At 66.8% G+C, this 19664-nt stretch carries 14 protein-coding genes; 8 read left to right on the top strand and 6 right to left on the bottom strand.

All coding sequences use genetic code 11. The features are described from left to right. Positions 1 to 152 precede the first annotated feature (152 nt). Positions 153 to 368 carry a hypothetical protein gene (locus Q4S45_RS00065; RefSeq protein ID WP_305507994.1) on the top strand — a complete coding sequence of 72 codons (216 nt, stop codon included), beginning with the start codon at positions 153 to 155 and terminating at the stop codon, positions 366 to 368. Here Q4S45_RS00065 and Q4S45_RS00070 read toward each other — a convergent pair. Continuing rightward, positions 365 to 940 (bottom strand): PhaM family polyhydroxyalkanoate granule multifunctional regulatory protein, encoded by a 576-nt coding sequence (locus tag Q4S45_RS00070; protein ID WP_305507996.1) that lies wholly within the window; start codon positions 938 to 940, stop codon positions 365 to 367. The genes Q4S45_RS00065 and Q4S45_RS00070 overlap by 4 nt on opposite strands. Before the next feature lie 83 nt (positions 941 to 1023). Between Q4S45_RS00070 and Q4S45_RS00075 the strand changes: the two genes are divergently transcribed. Both Q4S45_RS00075 and Q4S45_RS00080 read left to right on the top strand, forming a co-directional pair. After that, complete coding sequence (locus tag Q4S45_RS00075) at positions 1024 to 2085, top strand: DUF3108 domain-containing protein (protein ID WP_305507997.1); 1062 nt, start codon at positions 1024 to 1026, stop codon at positions 2083 to 2085. A gap of 14 nt (positions 2086 to 2099) precedes the next feature. Further along, positions 2100 to 2834, top strand: coding sequence for a DUF3108 domain-containing protein (locus tag Q4S45_RS00080; protein WP_305507999.1), 735 nt, complete (start codon positions 2100 to 2102; stop codon positions 2832 to 2834). Positions 2835 to 2997: 163 nt separating this feature from the next. Here the strand turns inward: Q4S45_RS00080 and Q4S45_RS00085 are convergent, their stop codons facing one another. Then, complete coding sequence (locus Q4S45_RS00085) at positions 2998 to 4110, bottom strand: IS481 family transposase (protein ID WP_305508001.1); 1113 nt, start codon at positions 4108 to 4110, stop codon at positions 2998 to 3000. A 285-nt stretch (positions 4111 to 4395) separates the two neighbouring features. On the opposite strand from Q4S45_RS00085, the gene Q4S45_RS00090 reads away from it, so the two are divergent. The 3 genes from Q4S45_RS00090 to Q4S45_RS00100 are packed head-to-tail and all read left to right on the top strand — an operon-like array spanning position 4396 to position 9419. Continuing rightward, entirely contained in the window at positions 4396 to 5775 is a 1380-nt protein-coding gene (locus tag Q4S45_RS00090; RefSeq protein WP_305508003.1) for a hypothetical protein, read from the top strand. Continuing rightward, a complete protein-coding gene (locus tag Q4S45_RS00095; protein WP_305508005.1) occupies positions 5768 to 6583 on the top strand; it encodes a hypothetical protein in 816 nt (271 codons plus the stop codon). Before Q4S45_RS00090 ends, Q4S45_RS00095 begins: the two co-directional genes overlap by 8 nt. Before the next feature lie 7 nt (positions 6584 to 6590). Continuing rightward, positions 6591 to 9419: an ATP-binding protein gene (locus Q4S45_RS00100; RefSeq protein WP_305508007.1), complete on the top strand. Its 2829-nt coding sequence runs from the start codon at positions 6591 to 6593 to the stop codon at positions 9417 to 9419. Positions 9420 to 9555: 136 nt separating this feature from the next. Here Q4S45_RS00100 and Q4S45_RS00105 read toward each other — a convergent pair whose 3' ends face one another. Next, positions 9556 to 10068: a hypothetical protein gene (locus Q4S45_RS00105; RefSeq protein WP_305508009.1), complete on the bottom strand. Its 513-nt coding sequence runs from the start codon at positions 10066 to 10068 to the stop codon at positions 9556 to 9558. 5 nt (positions 10069 to 10073) lie between these two features. Beyond that, positions 10074 to 10577: a hypothetical protein gene (locus Q4S45_RS00110; protein WP_305508011.1), complete on the bottom strand. Its 504-nt coding sequence runs from the start codon at positions 10575 to 10577 to the stop codon at positions 10074 to 10076. 108 nt (positions 10578 to 10685) lie between these two features. Here Q4S45_RS00110 and Q4S45_RS00115 point away from each other — a divergent pair, with 108 nt between their 5' ends. After that, positions 10686 to 13097: a prolyl oligopeptidase family serine peptidase gene (locus Q4S45_RS00115; protein WP_305508013.1), complete on the top strand. Its 2412-nt coding sequence runs from the start codon at positions 10686 to 10688 to the stop codon at positions 13095 to 13097. A gap of 142 nt (positions 13098 to 13239) precedes the next feature. Further along, complete coding sequence (locus Q4S45_RS00120; protein ID WP_305508015.1) at positions 13240 to 13404, top strand: hypothetical protein; 165 nt, start codon at positions 13240 to 13242, stop codon at positions 13402 to 13404. Here Q4S45_RS00120 and Q4S45_RS00125 read toward each other — a convergent pair. Both Q4S45_RS00125 and Q4S45_RS00130 read right to left on the bottom strand, forming a co-directional pair. After that, positions 13401 to 17801: a translocation/assembly module TamB domain-containing protein gene (locus tag Q4S45_RS00125; RefSeq protein WP_305508017.1), complete on the bottom strand. Its 4401-nt coding sequence runs from the start codon at positions 17799 to 17801 to the stop codon at positions 13401 to 13403. The two genes, Q4S45_RS00120 and Q4S45_RS00125, sit on opposite strands and share 4 nt — an antisense overlap. Further along, positions 17801 to 19657 carry an autotransporter assembly complex family protein gene (locus tag Q4S45_RS00130; protein ID WP_305508019.1) on the bottom strand — a complete coding sequence of 619 codons (1857 nt, stop codon included), beginning with the start codon at positions 19655 to 19657 and terminating at the stop codon, positions 17801 to 17803. Before Q4S45_RS00130 ends, Q4S45_RS00125 begins: the two co-directional genes overlap by 1 nt. Positions 19658 to 19664: the final 7 nt, after the last annotated feature.

Here is a 19664-nt window from a genome sequence, read left to right on the forward strand (position 1 = left end):
GACTCCGATTTGCCCTCTCAGTATGGGTACTGGCCTCGCGCACGTACCACAAGCCAAGCGTCCGCTAGCGTGCCGCGCACCGCCTGCGCTGGTGCTAAACTGCTAACCCTGCGGGTCACACCGTCACTCATTTCCAGGAAGGGGCACCAGGCATGCGCGACATCGCTCACGAAGTCTATGAAAAAATGAAGGTTGGCAGCACTGCCTGGATCCGTCCGGTTGCGGCCAAAGGCGACACCCTGGAATCGTTCCAGGGCGCCCACGACCAGGCCAGGCAGCTGGCCGAAGAAGGGCTGATCTCGATTTCCACGGTCAAGCGCCAGGCCGACGGCCTGATCGACTCGATCCGCATCCTGCGCCTGGCTTAATCCTTGTCCGGCTTGGCCTTGCCGGCCCGCGGCTTGGCGCCGTTCGATGTGTCGCTCGGCGCGGATGCCGCCGGCGCCGCCGCCATCCGCGCCGCCGCTTCCTGCGCCATCGTGGTGGCGTTGGTCATCGCCTCGGACGACGACACCGCGCTCGCCACCGCCTGCTTGAACTGATCCTGCAGCACGTTCCACCACAGCGCCGGGTCGGGCATCGACGGCGCCGCCGCGCCGGCTTTCGGCTCGGCCTTGTCGTCCTTGGCCTCGCCCTTCGGCTGGTGCATCGCCTCGGCGAACGAGGCGCCCATCGACTTGAGCGATGCGATGGTGCCGCGCTGGATTTCGAGCGCCTGGATGGTTCCGCGCAGCATCGCCGTATTCATGTTCAGCCACGTTTCGACCGCCTTCAGGTCGGCGATCTTCTTGTCGAGCTCGTCCACGGTGAGCGCCGGAGCGCCCATGCCGGGAATCGCCATGCCCGGCACGCTCATGCTGCCCCACAGGTTCTTGACGAAGTCGAGCGTGTCAGTCATGGCGCCGGCGCCTGCCATGTTCGGTGATTGAGGATTCTGCATGATTGGTCTCCGGTGGCTAAGTGATCAGCGTAGCAGATAATTAACACCGCTTCAAAGAATGTGGATCGCGTTACACTGGGTGTATGACCATTGGATTGATTACCGCCCGGCATCGGCGTGCGCTGGCGCTTGGCGCGGCGACGTGCGTGGTGCACGTGCTGGCGCTGTGGTGGATCATGCCGCAATTGCGGGCGGCCAACTTGGGCGGCGAGACCGTCGTCGAAACGCGCCTGGTCGCCGTGGCGCCGCCGGAGCGTCGCCCCGAGCCGCCGCCGAAGCCAAAGCCGCTCGTTCCTAAGCGCCGCGCACCGGCCCCGCCGGCCCCGCCAACGATCGTGCAGGCCGAGGCCGTTGAGCCGGGCGCTGCCCAAAAGTTATCCGACGTACAATCTGTTCAGACGGCAACTGCCGACCCGGAAACGCCTGCGGCTGAGCCGGTTGCCGCGCCTCCAGCGCCGGCCGCCGCGGCGCCGCGCCAATACCGCGTCGATTTGCCGCCGTCGGCGCGGATCATGCTAGACGTCGAGCGCACCGATGCCGACGGCGCGCGCTGGCATGGCGAGCAGGCGATTGCCTGGACGCTGTCGGGCGGCCGCTACCGGATGACGGTCGAGGCGGGCATTCGCGTGCTGGTGCGGGTCAACCTGCTGGTGCTCGAAAGCGTTGGCAAGGCAGGCGCGGCCGGTTTCGTGCCGGAGACGATGACGGAAAAGCGCCGCGGCAAGGCGCAGACGGCCACCCGCTTCGGCGACGGGCGCATCACGTTTTCGGCCTCGCCGGCCTCGTACGACTTGCTGCCGGGCGCGCAGGACAAGGCGACGGTGCCGCTGCAGTTGGCGGCGATAGCGCGCGCCGACGTCAGCCAGCTCGACGGCGGCATCGACATCCTGGTCGGCGAGGACAAGGACGCCAGCGTGTTTCGCTTCGTCGCGCTGGGGCAGGAAGTGATCGACACCGGGCTGGGCAGGATGCACGCGCTGCACCTGTCGCGCCCGCCGCGCGCCGGCGCCTACGGATCGCGGCTGGACATCTGGCTGGCGCCGGCGCTGGGCTGGCTGCCGGTGCGGATCAGGAATACGGAAGCGAGCGGGGCGGTGACGACCCAGACGGTCAACAAGATACAAACCATGGATGTGGGAAGCTGAAGATGCGGAAACGATTGCAACACCTTGCCTGCGGCGCGCTGCTGGCCCTGATGCTGGCGGGCGCCGGCGCGGCCGAGCACATCGTCATCAAGCGGCCGGTGGAGATGGCGCCGTCGGCCGAACTGACGTATTCGATCAAGGCGCGCCAGAAAGGCTTCTCCATCGCCGGCGAAGCCACCGTCGGCTGGCGCGCGGGCGGCGGCAAATACGCCGTCCGGTCGGTCACCAAGGCGATGCTGTTCGGCACCATCATCGACAACCGGAGCGAGGGCGCGATCGACAGCTTCGGCCTGGCGCCCGTCACGTTCACCGAAAAGCGCATCCGGCACGATCCGTACACCACCACCTTCGACCGCGCGGCGAAGACCATCAGCTTCACCGAAAGCAAGGAAACCTATCCCTTGCTCGGTGGCGAGCAGGACCGTGCCAGCGTCTCATGGCAGCTGGTGGCGATTGCCCGGGCCCAGCCCGAAAAATTCGTCGCGGGATCGGAGTGGGTGTTTTTCGTCGCCGGACGGCGCGACGCCGAGCCGTGGACGTTCAGGGTGGTCAAGAAGGAAACGCTGCGCACCGGCATCGGCCAGGTCGAAGCGCTGCACCTACTGCGGCTGCCGCCGCCGGACTCGAAAGACCAGTCGCTCGACATCTGGCTGGCGCCGTCGCACGAGTGGTACCCGGTGCGGCTGCGCTTCACCGACAACGAAGAGGAATTCGTCGACCAGGTGCTGGAAAAGATTGCCAGAAAGTAAAGCGGCGCCGGGATCTGGGCGTGCGGAGCGACGGCGACGCCGAGTCCCCATCTTGCTATATTCACACGAGCCGCGGCCCAAGGTCTGGGGTCAGGTCCGTGTATGGCCGGGGGACATGGGTAACACTTTGTCGGGGGACATGGGTTACACATGAAATCCGATTTTAGGCGGTTTTTCGCAGGTCGAGCGTGCGAATTTTCTGACTGCAGTAGAAGACGTCCACGACTCCATCCGTAGTGGACTGGCGCACCGCCACAGGCTGTCCTTTCAATCCCTCGCCGATGAAGTGTTCGTCGCTCTTGTATTTGATTCGGCCGGTGCGCCGCACCATTCGTACCTCGTCTTCGAGTTCGTACTCAATCGTCGGCAAAGTCTCCGGAAAGACGCGTCCGCTGACCGAGTACCGTGAAACGGGTGGACATTGCCCTAAAGCCTGGTGGGGCCGAATCAGGTTGTACTCGTCGCGCCAGCGATCAAAACTGGCTTGGCAAAGTTCGATCGAGTTGAACCCGTAGCGCTCCAACAATTCGCGCTTTAAGGTGCGGTGAAACCGCTCGTCCTTGCCTTGCGTTTGCGGATGGTATGGCGTGCTGTGGCCGACGCGAACACCGAGTCGTATCATCCAGGCCTCCAGTGCCGACACGGTGCCGCGTCCGGCCGTTCCCCACGGCGGGCCGTTATCGCAAGTGATCCGCTGAGGTAAGCCATACTTCCTGAATGCCTGGGTCAAGGCAGTCTGTACCTGCTCGCCCGACTCTGCAGAACAGGCGATCAGACAGATATTAAAGCGCGAATGGTCGTCGAGAACGGTCAACGGGTGACAGCGTTTCGCTGCAGCGTCAGTAAGCGGGAAGTGACCTTTGAAATCCATCTGCCAGAGCAAGTTCGGCGCTTCGTGCTCAAACCTGGTCAACGCAAGCTTGCCGGAGTTGGTTAAAGGGACCAGGTCACAGCCATTGCGGCGAAGGATGGAATCGATTGTGGAGTGATGAATGTCTGGAAAACCGTGTGGCAGAAGCGCCTTCAGCTTACGCGCACCCCAGCATGGATACGTACGATGCAGTTCGACGATCGTCGTTTCTACACTCCTGCTGCTTTGCCCTGGCGAATTGGAAGGACGGCGCGAACGGTTTTCCAAACCATCGGCGCCGCCTTCTTCATGGCGCTGCAGCCATTTGTAGCCCGTCTTCCTGCTGATACCAAACGCTAGGCAAAGCGCTGAGATATTGGCGTCGTGAGCTTGAGCCAACCGCACAAATTCAAGTCGTGAGGACATCTGAGAACACTCCATCCAAGGCATCGTAGGCTCCACAATTATTGGAAATTACGATGATGATAAAAGTGTTACCCATGTCCCCCGACAAAGTGTTACCCATGTCTCCCTACAAAACAGTCCGCCGGACCTGACCCCGGTTTTGTCGGCGCCGCGTAACACATTTAGCGTCAACATTTCTTTTTGACAACGCATTTTCGGCGGCTGGCGCGGCGGTAGCTGATATACTGACGCCCCGCGAGCGAACTGGTGTTCGTCCACGCGAACGACACTGGTACCCGGAACACAATGATCGAAACACTGGCAGGTGCGGCGCTGGCCGCAGACTCACTGACACTTGGGCAGGACGACGACGCCGACTCGCTGCAGGCGCACTTCCACGCCGGCATTTCGGCCGACGAAATCGAACAAGTCTTCCACTTGAAGCGCGCGCAGCCGACGCTGCAAGCGTTTACCGCGCTGTTCCACGGCGGCTCCGACGGCGTGCTGATTCGCCTGCTGGTGCTGCGCGAACTGGCCGCCGACAGCTCCGTCTCCGCGTTCTCGCGCGCCGACATTAACACCAGGCTGGCCTACCTGATCCCCGAAAGCCTGGAGACCGTGCTGACGCGCTTGCGCACTCACGGCCTGCTGGCGTGGGACGCGCAGGGCGCCGTGTACCGCGTCACGCCGATGGCGCGCAACGTGCTCGCCGCGCTCGAGACCCTGCTGTCGATGGGCCAGGCCGACAACGGCGACGACGCCGACATGGGCTTCCTGCTGTCGCAGGTGGCCGGCGCCCACGCCGTCGGCGGCGTCACGGTCGACCAGCTCAAGCACCTGCTGGGCCGCCTGGTGGACCTGACCGAAGAATTTCGCGACGCGATCGCGTCCGGCTCCGAATTCCGCCTGCGCACCTCGCAGTCGAAGTGGCACATGGCCTGCGACTGGGTCGAGAAGGGCTCCGAGATCCTGCGTGCGATCCTGGCCGACGAGCGCGCCGACGGCGCCACCCACAAGGCGGCGCAGGCCATCGGCCGCGCCCAGAGCGCGCTGCTGAACATGCAGGGCATGTTCTCGCGCGCGCTGAACCAGATCGAGCGCCAGCGCGTGCACCTGGGCCAGTCCGGCCTGTCCACCACCGACGTCAAGCGCTGGCTGCTGGCGCACGAAGACCTGTCGAGCCTCGCGCAGGACGCGATCGACCGCCCGGTGGTGCCGCTGTTCGCCACGCCGGCCGAAATGATCGACGTCGCCGAGACCGAACTGTTGGCCGAGCGCCACGCGGTGGCCGGCCCTGCCGGACTGCCGACCGGCGAGGACGCGCCGCTGACCGTCAACGATTCGCCGGCGATCCAGGCCGAACTCGATGACTGGCTGGCGCGCCTGTCGGACTTCGCCAACCTGGGCAACTTCCCCAGCTTCTCGGAAATCGGCCCGAAATCGGTGCCGATCCAGGATTCGCTGCTGCCCGCCACCTTCGCGATCGCCTCGTACCGCGCCTCGCTGCTGCCACTGCTCGGCGACGCCGCCGAAGCGAGACTGCAGGGCGCCACCGCGCAACTGGCGCGCCTGCCGATCACCTTCGCGCCGACCGACGACATGGTCGCGCTGAACGATCCGCACGTCGCCGCCATGTCGATCGCCACCCTCTCACTTGACCTGGAAAGCGGCCCGGCCGATGAATGACGATTCCCAAATCCTGATTGCGCGACTGCTCACGCACCAGACCCTGCGCCGCGACGACAAGATGGTCAAGCGCGTGCTGTCCGATGAACTGTTCCGCGCCGAAGTGGACAAGCGCCTGCTCGAATCGGGCCTCAAGCTGCTCGACAACGTGTACGCCGACCACGTCACGCTGGCGCTGCACCGCGCCGTCGAACCGAAGATCTTCGGCGCCAAGGACATCTGGCAGAACAATAATTTCGGCCTCACGCGCGACGGCGTGGCGCTGCTGGTGGTGCTGTGGGCGCAGATCATCCTGCCCAAGCGCGAGCGCCAGGAAACCCACCAGAACGCCGACGACGACCAGAACGACATGTTCGAGAAGGACCGTCCGATGCCGCGCGCCGAGGACACCTCGATCGGCATCTCCTACACCGCGCTGCTGGCCGATTTCGGCGAAAAGCTAGGCAAGAAGACCCGCATGGACATGAACCTGGGCACGCTGTCGAAGCTCGGCTTCATCGAACGGCGCGGCGACCTGATTCTGGAAGGCCCGCTGCTCGACTTGATGATGGACACCGACGTGCTGAAGGAACGCATCATCAACGGCGCGCTGGCCGACGTGTTCAAGCGCTCGCCGATCACCGTCGCCGTGCCGCGCAAGACCGCCGCGGAGCCGGGGTCTGGTCCTGCGGACCTGACCCCATCTTCGACCGAGCTCGATGAAGAGCCGGGGGCTGGTCCTGCGGACCTGACCCCATCTTCGGACGCTGACATTGACGTTGCCGCTGACATTGACGTTGCCGCCGACGCCGACGACACCACCATCTGAGAGAGCCATGTTCCACATCAAATCACTAGAACTGGTCCATTGGGATTACTGGCAGCGGATCAAGAACATCCCGCTCGACGCCAAGATCATCACCATCGCCGGCCAGAACGGCTCGGGCAAGACCACCCTGCTCGACGCGCTGCGCACCCTGTTCGGCCTCGATTGCTCGATGGGCCGCACCTACAAGCACTACGCGCGCCACTCCGGCCAGCAGACCGCGTGGATTCGCGCCGTGGTCGACAACAAGGCCACGGGACGCCAGCTGTCGAACCGTCCGTTCCGCAGCTCGGGCTTCTTCAGCGACGACGAAGTCACGCTGTTCTGCCAGATCCAGAAGAACGGCGGCGACTGGAAGCGCCAGTACCTGATGCGGCCCGGGAATATCGACATCGAGGAAGTGACCGAAGCGACCGACTGGCTCGGCGTGGAGAACTACCGCAAGCGCCTCGCCAACGCAGGCCTGTCGCCGGCGATGGCGAAAGTGCTGGCGCTCGAGCAGGGCGAAACCGACAAGCTGTGCGAATACGCGCCGCGCCAGTTGCTCGATCTGGTGTTCCAGGTGTTCGGCGACAAGGAAGTGCTGGACGCCTACGACGAAGCCAAGCGCCACCAGCGCGACACCGAGACGGAACTGAAGCGCTTCGAGACGGAGCTGGAAGCCTCGCGCACCAACCTGGAAGGCCTGCGCCTGCGCGTGGCCAACTACCACCAGTGGGAAGACCTGCACAAGGAGCGCCGCAACCTGCTCGAGGAAGTGCTGCCTAGCCTCGAATACCATGAAGCGCGCGAGAAGGCCGCCGCCGCCAGCAAGCAACTGCGCGACGCGCGCAAGCCGATGGCGCAGGCCGATTCGCAGATCGCCGAGCGACGCAATTCGCTGGCGAACTTCACCCGCGCGCTGACCGACGCGCAGGAACAGGAAATGCTGCTCGAGCAGGAAGCGACCGTGCTGGCCAGCCGCCTGGCGCAAGTCAACGGCAAGCTCAAGCCGCTCGACAGCCTGCTCGAACAGAAGGAACGCCTGCAGAAGCTGGCCGCCGATTCCGGCGCCGACATCGCCGAGGTGTCCGAACAGCTCGAGGCCAAGGAAGCCGAGATGGTCAGGCAGCGGCAGGCGCGCGACGCGATCTCCGCGCGCATCGCCGCCGACCAGGCCACCATCTCCGCGCTGCAGGGCAAGAGCGCAATGCCGGAGCCGGAGCCGGTGCGCGCCATGCGCCGCGCGCTGCGCGACGCGAACATCCCGCACGCGATGCTGTCCGATATCGTCGAAGTGACCGATGCGAAGTGGCAGGGCGCGGTCGAAGGTGTCCTTGGCGGCTACGCGTCGGTGGTGCTGCTCGAGCGCGCGAAAGACGCGCCGGCCGCCTACCGCCTGGCGGAGCAGGAACGCTATCGCCACTTCATCGTCCCGGACTGCATCGACGCCCCGATCCGCAAGGACGGCAGCCTGCTGTCGGTGGTGCGCTTTTCGGCGCCGGCCCCTGGCTGGCTGATCGACCAGCTCGAGCGAATCGAGCGCGTCGAATCGGTGGACGCCGGCTTCAAGATGGCCAATTCGGAGGAGTGGATCACGCCGGATGCGTATCACCGCGAACGCCGCGGCGGACGCTCGCTGTTCGTCGAAGCGTCGCGCTACCGCTTTGGCCAGGCCGGCCGCACTGGCCGTCTCGAAGCGCTGCAGCGCGCGCTGCCTGGACTCGAATCGCAGGAAGACCAGCTGACCCTCGCGGTCAGCAAGCTGGCCGCGGAAGTGGGCGCGCTCAAGGCGCGTATCGCCGGCGTCGACGCGGCCAAGGAACTGGCCGCGCGCCATGCCGAATTCGAAGAAGCGGTGCGCAGCAGCGCGCCGCTGAAGGCCGAGCGCCTCGAAGTCGGATCGCGCCTGGGCGAACTTCAGGGCCTGACCAAGGCCGCCACCGTCACGCGCACCCGCGCCGACACGGTGTGCCAGAACGCGCGCATGGCGCTGGCCGAAGCAGAAGCCGGCATGCGCCTTGGCCACAAGCGCCAGATCGAGCAGCGCCACGAGCACGCCAAGGTGCTGGTCGAGCTGCGCCGCAGCTGGCGCCATCTGCCGCACAGCTGGAAGCGCCCGGCGCGCCGCGCATCGCTGGTGGCCGAGCACAAGAACACTCACCAAGTGGACCTGCGCGTTCATTCGCTGCAGCACAGCCTGGCGCGTGACGACTGGGAGCTCGACGCGACCGTGATCGACCAGCACCAGCGCCTCAGCGACCAGCTGCACGGCCGCCAGAGCGAGACCGACGAGCGGCGCTACCAGAACAACCGCGCGATCGAAGCGACCACCAATGCGCGCATGGCGTACATGGACCGGTTGCGCTACACGATCAAGACCTACTCCAAGAACATCAAGGAGCTGGGCGAGCTGGCCGGCATCGACGTGCATGCCGACCCGGTGCGGCTGGAGAACGACGACGTGCAGCTGTCGCAGGCCGGCCTGCACGTGCGCTTCAAGTTCGACGGCAAGGACCAGATCGGGATGAACGACGGCGAGGCGTCGGGCGGCCAGCAGGTGATGAAGTCGCTGGTGCTGCTGATCGGATTGCTGAAATCGGAAGACGGTTCCGGCGGCTTCGTGTTCATCGACGAACCGTTCGCCCACCTCGACATCCGCAACATCCAGCTGGTCGGCGAGTTCCTCAAGAACACCGAGGCGCAGTACCTGATGACGACGCCGCTGACGCACAACACCGACGTCTACGATCCGTCCGAGCTGACGCTCATCACCAGCAAGAAGAAGAAGGACACGCCGTGGGCGCAGCCGATCTTCGTGCTGCAGCGGCGGGCGGCGCCGGAAAAGACGGCCGCGTAAAAAAAGGGCAGGTCCGGTGGATCTGCCCTTTTTTCATTTTGGCGGTATCGCCATAAACATGTGCAATACCGCCAGCGCCGGGGACAACCCTGGGGTCAGGTCCGCCGGACCTGACCCCAGCCTTTGGGCCGCGGCGCTAAGCTTTGTCGATCGCCTTGCGAATCCTGTAGCGCCACAGCGCAAGCCCCGCCGAAAACGTCCCGAAGTATCCCCCGGTCAGTCCCACCGCCAGCATCGTCACCATGCTGTCGGTGAAATGCGGCGCCGGCACATGGCTGCCCTGGTTCGCATACAGCTCGAAGCCGATGTACAGGATGCGCGCCGTGAACAGCATCGCGATCAGGATGCCCAGGCGCGCCGGCGGCGTGAAGTAATACCCATCCTCCGTCTCTTCGAAGCGCGTCTGCTTCAGTCCCCACACTCCGTAGCCGATGCCGGCCGCCGTGCCGAGCGCCAGCCATCCCAGCATCGCCGGCTTCGAAAACAGTTCCGACGCCGGCACAAGCACCATCGCAATGAACACGAACAGGCCGGTGTAGTGGCGCGACATGATCGAGCGCTGGCGCGCCATCGCGGTGCGCAGACGGGAGTAGATGCGCCAGACCAGGAACGGCGTCAAGACCAGCAGGGTGAGGGTGGTAACGTTCATCGATTTCAGTTCGTTTGCGCGGAAGCGCTTTTCCGCCAGCGCAGGATGCCGGCGGCATAGGTGGTGTAGTAGCCGGCGAGCACGCCGAACACGGTCAGCGTCAACGGGCTGCTGGCGAAATCCTGCGAATGCGATACGCCCATCACGTAGAACTCGTAGAAGCGGTACAGCAGGCGGCCGACGAACAGCATCGAGACGAGGATGCCGATATGCGCGTTGGGCGTGTAGAAGAAATCGGGGCCGATCTTTTCGTAGACGGTCTTGCGCAGCCCGATCACGCCAAGCACGGCGCCGCCGGCGATTCCGGCGGCCATGCCGGCCAGCGACAGCGGATGCGCCAGCGCCGTCAGGGTCAGCATGACGACGATCAGCGGGAACAGGACTACGCCGACCCAGTGGCGCCATGCCTGCGAATGCTGGCGCACCATCAGCCGCTTGATGCGCTGATAGACGCGCCACATGACGAAGGGAACGAGTACTGCCGCGACGATCGGAGCTGATGGTGACATATTGCGGTGATCCTTGAAGTGGGAAAGCAATCGAGCCGCCATTGTAATCCGGGTACGCAGGCGCGGCCATAGGCATATACTGACTCGATCCGATCCATCGAGGCCAGCATGCGTAAACCACTTCCCGCCGTCGTTCCGGAACACGCCCGGTACCAGCTGCCGCCAGCGCCGTTGCAGGCGATTGTCGATGCGCCGCGCGCGCCGGCACTGAGCCTGTCGCCGAAGCGAAACCTGGCGGCGCTGGTCGCCACCCCGGCGCTGCCGTCGATCGTCGAAGTCGCCCAGCCCGAGCTGAAGCTGGCGGGCCTGCGCATCAATCCGCGCAGCTATTCGCCGAGCCGCTTCAGTTTCGGCGCCGGCCTCACGCTGCTCGATGTGGGCACCCAGGCCGAATCGACGGTGAGCGGCCTGCCGCAGGACTTGCGCATGGCCGACCTGGCGTGGTCGCCGGACCAGCGCCATATCGCATTCACGCACGTGTCGTATGCGGACAAGGGTTCGGCGGTGGAACTATGGCTGATCGACGTCGCCATCCGCGCCGCGCGCAGGCTGACGGCGCAGCCGCTGTCCTACGTCGCCGGTTGCGGCTTCAGCTGGCTGCCCGACTCCAGCGGCCTGCTGGTACACCTGAAGCCTGCGTCGCTGGGGAAGGCGCCGCCTGCGACCGGCATCCCGGCCGGGCCGAGCATCCAGGACACCGGCGCGGGCGGCGACGCGCGCCAGTTGCGTACCTATCCGGACCTTCTCAGGAACGAAGAAGATGCGCGCATGTTCGAGCATTACGCGACGGTCCAGCTGGCGCTGGTGGACCTGGCGGGCAAGATCTCGCCGGCCGGCGAGCCGGACCTGTTCATCGGCGCGCGCGTTTCGCCGAACGGCAAATACATCCTGGCGCAGGCGCTGCGGCGCCCGTTCTCGTACATGGTGCCGGCGTCGGCCTTCGCGCGCCGAATCGATGTGCGCGACCTCGCCGGCAAGCCGGTGCACCTGGTGGCCAACCGGCCGCTGGTGGAGGGACTGCCGGCGGGGAACGACGCCGTGCAGGAAGGCGCGCGCGAGGTCAGCTGGCGCGTCGATGCACCCGCCACCCTGGTGTGGGCCGAAGCCCAGGACGGCGGCGATCCGGCGAAGGCGGCCGACGTTCGCGACATCGTCTACGCACACGCCGCGCCATTCGCCGGCCGGCCGGTCGTGCTGGCGAAACTGGGCTCGCGCTATAACGGCGTGCAGTGGGGCCGCGGCGACCTGGCGCTGCTGTCGGAGAGCTGGTACAAGACGCGCGCGATCAAGACCTGGCGCATCGCGCCGGACCATCCGGAGACGATGCCGGAACTGGTATTCGACTATTCGGCGGAAGACCGCTACAACAATCCCGGCCGGCCGGTGACGCGGCGCGACGCCGCCGGCTTGCCGCGCCTGCTGATCGGCCCCGGCACGAGCATCCTGCTGGACGGCGCCGGCGCGTCGCACGAGGGCGACCGGCCCTTCATCGACCGCTTCAGCCTGGAGACAAAGAAGAAGGAGCGCCTGTTCCAGAGCGAGGCGCCGTACTACGAGAATGCGGTGGCCGTACTGAGCGACGACGGCATGCGCCTGCTGACTACGCGCGAATCGCCCACCGAGCGGCCCAACTACTTTATGCGCGACCTCGCCAAAACCGGCGATGCGCAGCTGACCGCGCTGACGCATTTCGCGCATCCGACGCCGCAACTGAAGGACGTGCAAAAGGAGCAGATCCGCTACCGGCGCGCCGATGGCGTTGACCTGACCGCCACGCTGATGCTGCCGCCGCACTACGATCCGAAGCGCGACGGCCCGCTGCCGCTGCTGATGTGGGCCTATCCGCAGGAGTTCAAGAGCGCCAGCGCGGCCAGCCAGACCACCGGCTCGCCGTACCGTTTCAATGCGGTCAGCTTCTGGGGGCCGGCGGCCTTCCTGGCGATGGGGTACGCGGTGCTGGACAATCCTTCGATGCCGATCGTCGGCGCCGGCGAAGCGGAGCCGAACGACACCTATCTGCCGCAGCTGGTGGCCAACGCCGAGGCGGCGGTCGATGAAGTGGTGCGGCGCGGCGTGGCGGAGCGCCACCGCATCGCCGTCGGCGGCCACTCCTACGGCGCGTTCATGACCGCCAACCTGCTGGCGCACACGCGCCTGTTTCGCGCCGGGATCGCGCGCAGCGGCGCCTACAACCGCACCCTGACGCCGTTCGGCTTCCAGTCCGAGGAGCGGCCGTTCTGGAAGGCGCAGGACGTGTACCACGCGATGTCGCCATTTAATAGCGCCGACAAGATCAGCGACGCGCTGCTGATGATCCACGGCGAGCAGGATAACAATTCCGGCACCTTCCCGATCCAGAGCGAGCGCATGTTCCAGGCGATCAAAGGGCTGGGCGGCACGGCGCGGCTGGTGATGCTGCCGAACGAAAGCCACGCCTACCGCGCGCGCGAATCGATCATGCAGATGCTGTACGAGACCAACCTCTGGCTCGACAAATACGTGAAGAACGCGACGCCGTAGCCCTCAAGACAGTCGCCCCCGCGGAGGCAGGAACCCATGCTGAGCCAGAGTCAACGCTGTGCTGATTCAGTATGGGTTCCTGCCTGCGCAGGAACGACACTCTTGTGGTAACGTCAACGTTCCAGCCACAGGAGCGACGACCATGATGATTCCAGCAGTTATCGAAGCGCACCGCGCACCGGACCCGGTGCCCGCCGACGAGCCCACGCCCGAGCCGTTCGACAATCCCCATCCGCACCATCCGCCGATCCATACTCCGCAAAACGACGACCAGGTGCCCGATCCGAATCCGTCAGTGCTGCATTAATCGAAGGCCCACGAATAGAGCACGTCGAGCGCGGTGTTGGTACCGGTCTGCAGCTGCAGCGTGATGCGCGGATTGAGCTTGTAGCGCAGCTTGACAAGGCTCGACGCGGTGGTGGCTCCCTGCTCGAAGCTGATGTAGGCGCGCGCCGAGATCCGCTTGCCGACCGTGACCACGGTGCTTTCGAGCCCCTTCGCCTGCGACAGTCCCAGTTCGTCCACACCGAGCGAATTGGCCAGGCGCGACTGGAAGCCGCCGCCTTTGCCGCCCAACAGCGCGCCCGCCGCGGCGCTCAGCACGCCGGCCTCGTTGCCCGACGTGCCTTCCATTCCATGCCCCAGCACCAGCCATGACAGCTTCTCGCTGTCGGGCACCGACGGCGTGGACACCAGCTTGGCGGCCGGCGCCAGCGCCGTGCCGCGCACTTCGACCCCGGCTTCGACATTGGTCTCGGTCAGCTGCTCTCCTTCTGGGCGCTTGCGCACCGCGAGGATGTTCAGCGACGGATTGTCGTAAGGGCCGTTGAAGGTGATGACGCCGCGTTCGATCGCCAGCTTCTGGCCGTAGGCGGCGTAATTGCCGCTGACGACGCGGATGGTGCCGTTGACGCGCGGGGCCCGCCCGCCCGAGGCGCGCAGGCGCACCGTGCCGGCCAGCTCGGCGTCGGCGCCCAGGCCACGCAGGCGGAACGAGTCGCCCAGGTCGGCTTCGAGATCGACGGTCAGCGGCATCTGCGGCTTGGCGTCCTTCGGCACCAAACCCGCCTTGTCGCGGCCCAGCACCACCACGTCGTCCGACAGCACTGGCCGGCCCTGCGGCGCCAGTTCGACCAGCGCGCGGTCGGCCTTGAACTTGCCATCCAGCGTGAAGTGCCTGGCGTCGCGCACCAGCGTGCTCTGGCCGGTGACGACCAGGGTGCGGTCGGGACGCGACAGGATTTCGAGCTTGTCGGCCACCAGCTTCAGGTTCATGGTCGCCTCTCCGCCGGAGAAGCGCACCGCGCCGTCGGCCGCCGCGTGGCCGGTGGCGCCGTCGAAGGCCAGGCGCTGCAGCACCAGCTGGTCGCCGGCGAGCTTCGCGCGCAGCTGGCCGTTGCGCAGCTTGACGCCCTGGTCGGCCCAGCGCAGCGCGAGGCTGTCGCCATTGACGCTGCCGTTCAGGGTGGGAGCGCCGACCGTGCCGGCGCCGGTGAGGTTCAGTTTGAGCGTGCCATCGAGTTCCAGCGCGGGCTGGCCGGTCAATGGGGCCAGCCAGGCGATCGATCCCATGTCGGCGCTGGCGTCGAGCTTGAGCGGGCTGTCGTTGCCGAGCCGCCCGTCGATCATGCGCGCGGTGGCGTCCACGCGCGCGTGGCCGGCGCGCGCGCCGTCGAGATCCAGCTGCATGCGCAGCGCGCCGCCGGCGACATCCGCGCGTGCATCGAGCGTGCGCAGGCCCAGCACCACCGGCACTTCGCTGCCCGCGACCAGGTCGCCCTTTTCGCGGAACACGTGCAGCATGCCGTTCAGCGCCGCCGCGGCGCCCGTCACGGCCTGCATGTCGAGCGCCCACTGCGCGCCCAGCGTCAGGTCGCCCGCCAGGTTGTCGCGCATGCCCTGCGAGAATTGCGACAGGTAGGTCAGCGGCACGCCCGCAGCGACGCCTTTGCTGGTCCAGCGCGCGCCGTTCTTGTCGAGCGACTGTATCGACACCGTGCCTTCGGGGAGCTTGATCACCGCGTTGGCCAGCGAGATCTGCTCGGGCTTCGTCAGTCCCATGACGCCGGTTCCCGGTGCGCCGGCCAGCCGCAGCGCGGTTGGCGCCTGCAGCGTGAGGGCGTAGCGGCCGGTGTTCTGCAGCTTGTCGACCGTGCCTGTCCAGGCGCCGCCGTTCCAGCCGCCGCGCACCTCGGCGAGCGCGTCGAAGCTGTCGCCGCGCGCGGTCAGCCGCAGCGCATGCGCGCCGCGCGTGCCGCTCGTTTGCAGGTGGGCGTTCGCGATGCGCATCGCACCGCTCGCATAATTGGCGATCTCGATGTCGCTGACCAGCGGATCGGCCGCGCCCTGGCCGCTGCCCACGCTCGCGGTGGCGCGCAGGGACTTGAGCTGGTGCTTGCCGAGCAGGCGCAGGTTCTGGCCGTCGAGCGCGAGCTTGAGCGCCGGCGCCTGCATGCTGCCCGACACCGTGCCGGCGCCTTTCAGCGCGCCGCCGAAATCGGGGCCGAGCACCGCGAGCTGGGGCGCGTCGATGCGCCAGTCCAGGTGGTCGCCGCCGGCGCCGAAGCTGCCCCTGGCGTTGACGACGTTCGGGCCCACATGCAGATCGACGTCGGCGTTCGACACGTGCTGCGCGTCGGCCGCCAGTTTCGCATAGCCGAACAGCGGCGCGTTCGCCAGCGTCGAGGGCTGCAGGTGCAGGTTCAGCGCGCCGCGCCAGTCTGCGCCGAGGCGCCCGCTCACGTCGAATGCGCCGTTGATGCTGCCGGCGAGGGGAGAGCCGAACGCCGCGGGATTGAGCCGCTGCGCAGTGCCGCTGGCCTTGACCTCGACCACGCGCGCATCGAGCCAGGCATCGCCGCTGGCGTGCAGCGCGCCGTTGTCGGACTTGCGCGCGGCCGGCGTCCAGCCCAGGCCATCCGCATCGACCACGAAGCTGGTGCGCGGCGCCGCCATCGTGCCGGTGATCGCGCCGGTGGCCTTGAGCGCGCCGTACAAATCGCTGCGCGCCGCCGACAGCTGCTTGCCGTCGATGCTCCACAACAGGCGTTCGCCGGGCTTGCCGAAGCTGCCGCGCAGGTCGATCGCATTCTGGCCCAGCGCGAGCGCGGCGTCCACATTGCTGACGTGCGCCGCATCGGCATCGAGCTTGCCCTTGCCCGACAGCGGCTGGTTGAACAGGCGGCTGGGTCGCAGCGCGAAATCGGCCGCGACCTTCCATGCCGGCGCGACGTGGCCGCCCGCGCGCAGGTCGGCATTGAGGTCAGCGGCCGGGTAGTCGCCCAGCGCGGCCGGGTTGAAATGCGCGGCGCTGGCGCTGACCTTGAACGCCCGGTCACCGGTCAGGCTCGCGTTGCCGAGCAAGTCGATATGTCCGGCGCCGACCGCCAGCCGGCCTTCGTCGATCGTCAACAGATTATTCTCCAGCGTCGCGCGGGCGTCGAGGCGCAGGCCGCTCTCGGCCAGCTTCGCAATGAGCATCTGGCTGTTGCCCGCGTTGGACAGCTTGATGTCGCCGGCGATCTTCGTCGACTTCATCCGGCTGTGCAGGGACTTGAGGTCGATGCGGTCGGTGTGCAGCACGAATTCGGCGGTGCCGATGCCCTTGTCGTCGCTGGTGCGCGCGACCGCGCCGCTGCCGGTGAACTTGCCGGCCGCGCCGAAGTCCACCAGCACGTCGCTGATGTCGAGCTGCGCCAGGCTGCCGCCCAGTTTGCCGCGCATCGCCCGCAGCGGCAGGCGCTGGTGGTCGATTGTGCCGGCCGGGCCCTGGTTGTCGAGCGCAACGCTGCCGCTGACGTCGCGGTTGGCTGCGACCTTCGCCGCCACCGCGATCGACAGGTCGGCGGTTGGCAACGCCGGATTGAAGAAGCCCGGGTCGATGCCGCGCCCGTTGATGGTCATCGCGCGCAGCGGCACCGGCGCGAACGGCGACAGCGAGAATTTTGCATCGCCTGAAGCCGCACCCGACTGGCCCTCGGCCGCCAGCTCGGTGGCCGTCAGGTCGCCGCTGGCGCGCAGATTCAGCTGGGCAGGCTTGCCGCTTCCTTGCGGTTTCAACTGGGTCAGGCTCGCTTTTGCATCCAGCCCGAATGGCTTGGACGCGCCGATGCTGCCGTCGGCCTTCACCATGCCGAGCGTCGTGATCGCGCTGGCGTCGCGCAGCTGCCAACCCTTGCGGTCGCCGTGCAGCTTGAAGCGTACGTCAGCCAGCACGGTGCCGGCGCTGGCCCCGAGCGGGATCAGTTCGACCTTGGCTATCTGCCCGTCGGCGATGGCCAGTTCCATCGGCGGCGTCAGCGAGACGGGCATTTTTGCCGGCCCGGTGTCGCGCAGCGCCTTCGAGGTCAGGCTTGCCGCGCGCAGCTTGCTGATCGCAACGCCCTTGGAGAGGTACTGCCACGGCGACCAGTCGATGTCGATGTTGTCGGCGCTGATCTGCTGGTCGGGACTCTTGAAGACCGCGTGCGCAATGTGCATCGACCCGTACAGCGATCCGGTGACGCCGGTAAGGGCGATCGCGCCTTTGCTGGAAGTGGCGACGCGCTGCGCCAGCGTTTGCAGCGTCGCTTCGCGCCCGCCGTACCAGTAGGCGCCGGCCAGCAGCGCGGCCGTGATCGCAGCGGCGATGGCCAGCCGGCGCGGCCAGCGGCGCGGGCGCACTGGCGGCAGCGCTTTTCCGGTGGGGGTGTCGTGGGCGGCCATCAGAAGGTGAATCCCAGCGAGAAGTGCAGGCGCACCTTCTTGACGGCGTGGCCGTAGGCGACATCGACGTTGATCGGGCCCACCGGGCTGCGCCAGCGCGCGCCGATGCCGTAGCCGGATTTCGGATGCAGGTCCTTCAGCGTGTCGGCCGCGTTGCCGGCGTCGTAGAACACCGCCACGCCGTACGGCGGTTTGAACCAGTACTGGTACTCGGCGCTGCCGGTCAGCAGGTAGCGGCCAGGAACGATCGCATTACCCTCCATGACGCCCAGCTCCTGGTAGGCGTAGCCGCGCACCGACTGGTCGCCGCCGGCGCGGAACAGGAAGGTGCTCGGCACGCCCACCTTGCGCTTCGACGCCACCGCACCCGCTTCGGCGCGCAGGATCAGCGTGCCGGAGGAGCCGGTAGGGCGGAAGTTGACGAAGCGGGTGGTGGCGCGCACGAAGCGTTCGTCGGTCAGCACCGGCAGCACGGCGCCGCCGATGGTGCCGTTGATGACGTAGCCGTCGGTCGGCGACAGCAGGTTGTCGAGCGCGCGCTTGGTGATGCTGTAGGTGAGCGGGATGCTCTTGCTGCTGGTAGTCACCGCCTGGCCGGAGACGTTGCGCTGCTCGCTCAGGTACTCCAGCGTCAGGCTGCGTTCGAGCAGCGGCGAGCCCCAGGCGCGCCGGGCGGCCAGCGTCGAGACGCTGAGGCGCACGCCTTCCAGGTCGGTGCGCTCGAAGCCGGCGCCGATGCTGTCGTTGTAGCCTTGCGGCTTGGTGGGGAAGTAGAAGTCGGCGCGCGCGCTCTGGCGCAGCGACTCGAGGATGATATTGCTCTTCAAGCGCAGGCCGAACACGGACAGGTCGTCGTAGCTGACTTGCGCGCGGTTATGGGTGTTGGTCGAATAACCCAGGCCGGCGGAGACGTTCTTCTGCTTGTTCTCGGTCACGCGCACCAGCACCGGCGACGTCACGGGACTTGCGGCGGCAGGCTTCGGCGCGCCTTGCTGCTCGCCGGTCATCTGCTCGATGTTCTCGTCGAGGATGGCGCCCATGTCGGCGCTGACGTCAACGCCGCTGAAGTAGCCGGTGTCCTGCAGGCGCGCCTGGAAAGCCTGCAGCGACGCCTCGTTGTATTCCTCGCCCGGCTTGATCTGGTTCAGGTTGGTGATGATGGTGGCGGGATAGCGCTTCAGGCCTTCGATGCGCAGGGCGCCGAAATGCACTTCCGGTCCGCTGTCGAGTACCACCTTGAGCAGCGCGCGGTGCTGCTCGGGATCGACCGTGGCCTGCGATTCGACCAGCTGGGCGCGCGGATAGCGCACCTGCATCACCTGGCGCAGCAGGTTGCGCTTGGCCTGTTCCCAGTCCGCGGTGCGAAAGCGCGCCCCGGTGGGCAGGCTCCACCTCGCGCGCAGGGCCTGCGGGTCGAACTTGACGGCCTCCGGCCCGATCGGCTCGAAGCCCTGCAGCACCAGGTCGAGGTCGCCCACCAGCACCGGCTGGCCCGGCTCGACCATCACGCGCGCCTGCAGCTGGCCGCCGCTGTTGTCCAGGCCCGCGGACACGGCGGGCGAATAATAGCCTTCGGTGGCGACCAGCGTGCGCACCTGGTCGGGCGTGTTCTTGACGAGGCGCTGCAGCTGGTCGCGGTCGAGGCGCGGGTTGCCGCGCCAGCGCACCAGGTCGAGGTTCTCCTGCAGCAGCTGCTCGAGCGCGCGCGGCGCGTCGATCCGGACGGTGTAGGGCACGCCCTGCGCCACGGCGCCTGACGCCGCCAGCAAGCCGAACACGGTCAACCCGATCTGTGCCAAAATTCGTGGTCGTGCCGGCGCGTGCGCGGATCTGTCGTCGGGTCTTGCGAGAAACATGGCGCTC

This window comes from Massilia sp. R2A-15, from assembly GCF_030704305.1.
Taxonomy (GTDB): Bacteria; Pseudomonadota; Gammaproteobacteria; order Burkholderiales; family Burkholderiaceae_D; genus JAFCUW01.

Bases quoted from the DNA above. Each gene is read 5' to 3' on its own strand.
- Q4S45_RS00085 (WP_305508001.1), bottom strand. From the start codon at position 4,110: ATGTCCTCACGACTTGAATTTGTGCGGTTGGCTCAAGCTCACGACGCC.
- Q4S45_RS00105 (WP_305508009.1), bottom strand. From the start codon at position 10,068: ATGAACGTTACCACCCTCACCCTGCTGGTCTTGACGCCGTTCCTGGTC.
- Q4S45_RS00090 (WP_305508003.1), top strand. From the start codon at position 4,396: ATGATCGAAACACTGGCAGGTGCGGCGCTGGCCGCAGACTCACTGACA.
- Q4S45_RS00120 (WP_305508015.1), top strand. From the start codon at position 13,240: ATGATGATTCCAGCAGTTATCGAAGCGCACCGCGCACCGGACCCGGTG.
- Q4S45_RS00110 (WP_305508011.1), bottom strand. From the start codon at position 10,577: ATGTCACCATCAGCTCCGATCGTCGCGGCAGTACTCGTTCCCTTCGTC.
- Q4S45_RS00125 (WP_305508017.1), bottom strand. From the start codon at position 17,801: ATGGCCGCCCACGACACCCCCACCGGAAAAGCGCTGCCGCCAGTGCGC.
- Q4S45_RS00115 (WP_305508013.1), top strand. From the start codon at position 10,686: ATGCGTAAACCACTTCCCGCCGTCGTTCCGGAACACGCCCGGTACCAG.
- Q4S45_RS00130 (WP_305508019.1), bottom strand. From the start codon at position 19,657: ATGTTTCTCGCAAGACCCGACGACAGATCCGCGCACGCGCCGGCACGA.
- Q4S45_RS00065 (WP_305507994.1), top strand. From the start codon at position 153: ATGCGCGACATCGCTCACGAAGTCTATGAAAAAATGAAGGTTGGCAGC.
- Q4S45_RS00100 (WP_305508007.1), top strand. From the start codon at position 6,591: ATGTTCCACATCAAATCACTAGAACTGGTCCATTGGGATTACTGGCAG.
- Q4S45_RS00095 (WP_305508005.1), top strand. From the start codon at position 5,768: ATGAATGACGATTCCCAAATCCTGATTGCGCGACTGCTCACGCACCAG.
- Q4S45_RS00075 (WP_305507997.1), top strand. From the start codon at position 1,024: ATGACCATTGGATTGATTACCGCCCGGCATCGGCGTGCGCTGGCGCTT.
- Q4S45_RS00070 (WP_305507996.1), bottom strand. From the start codon at position 940: ATGCAGAATCCTCAATCACCGAACATGGCAGGCGCCGGCGCCATGACT.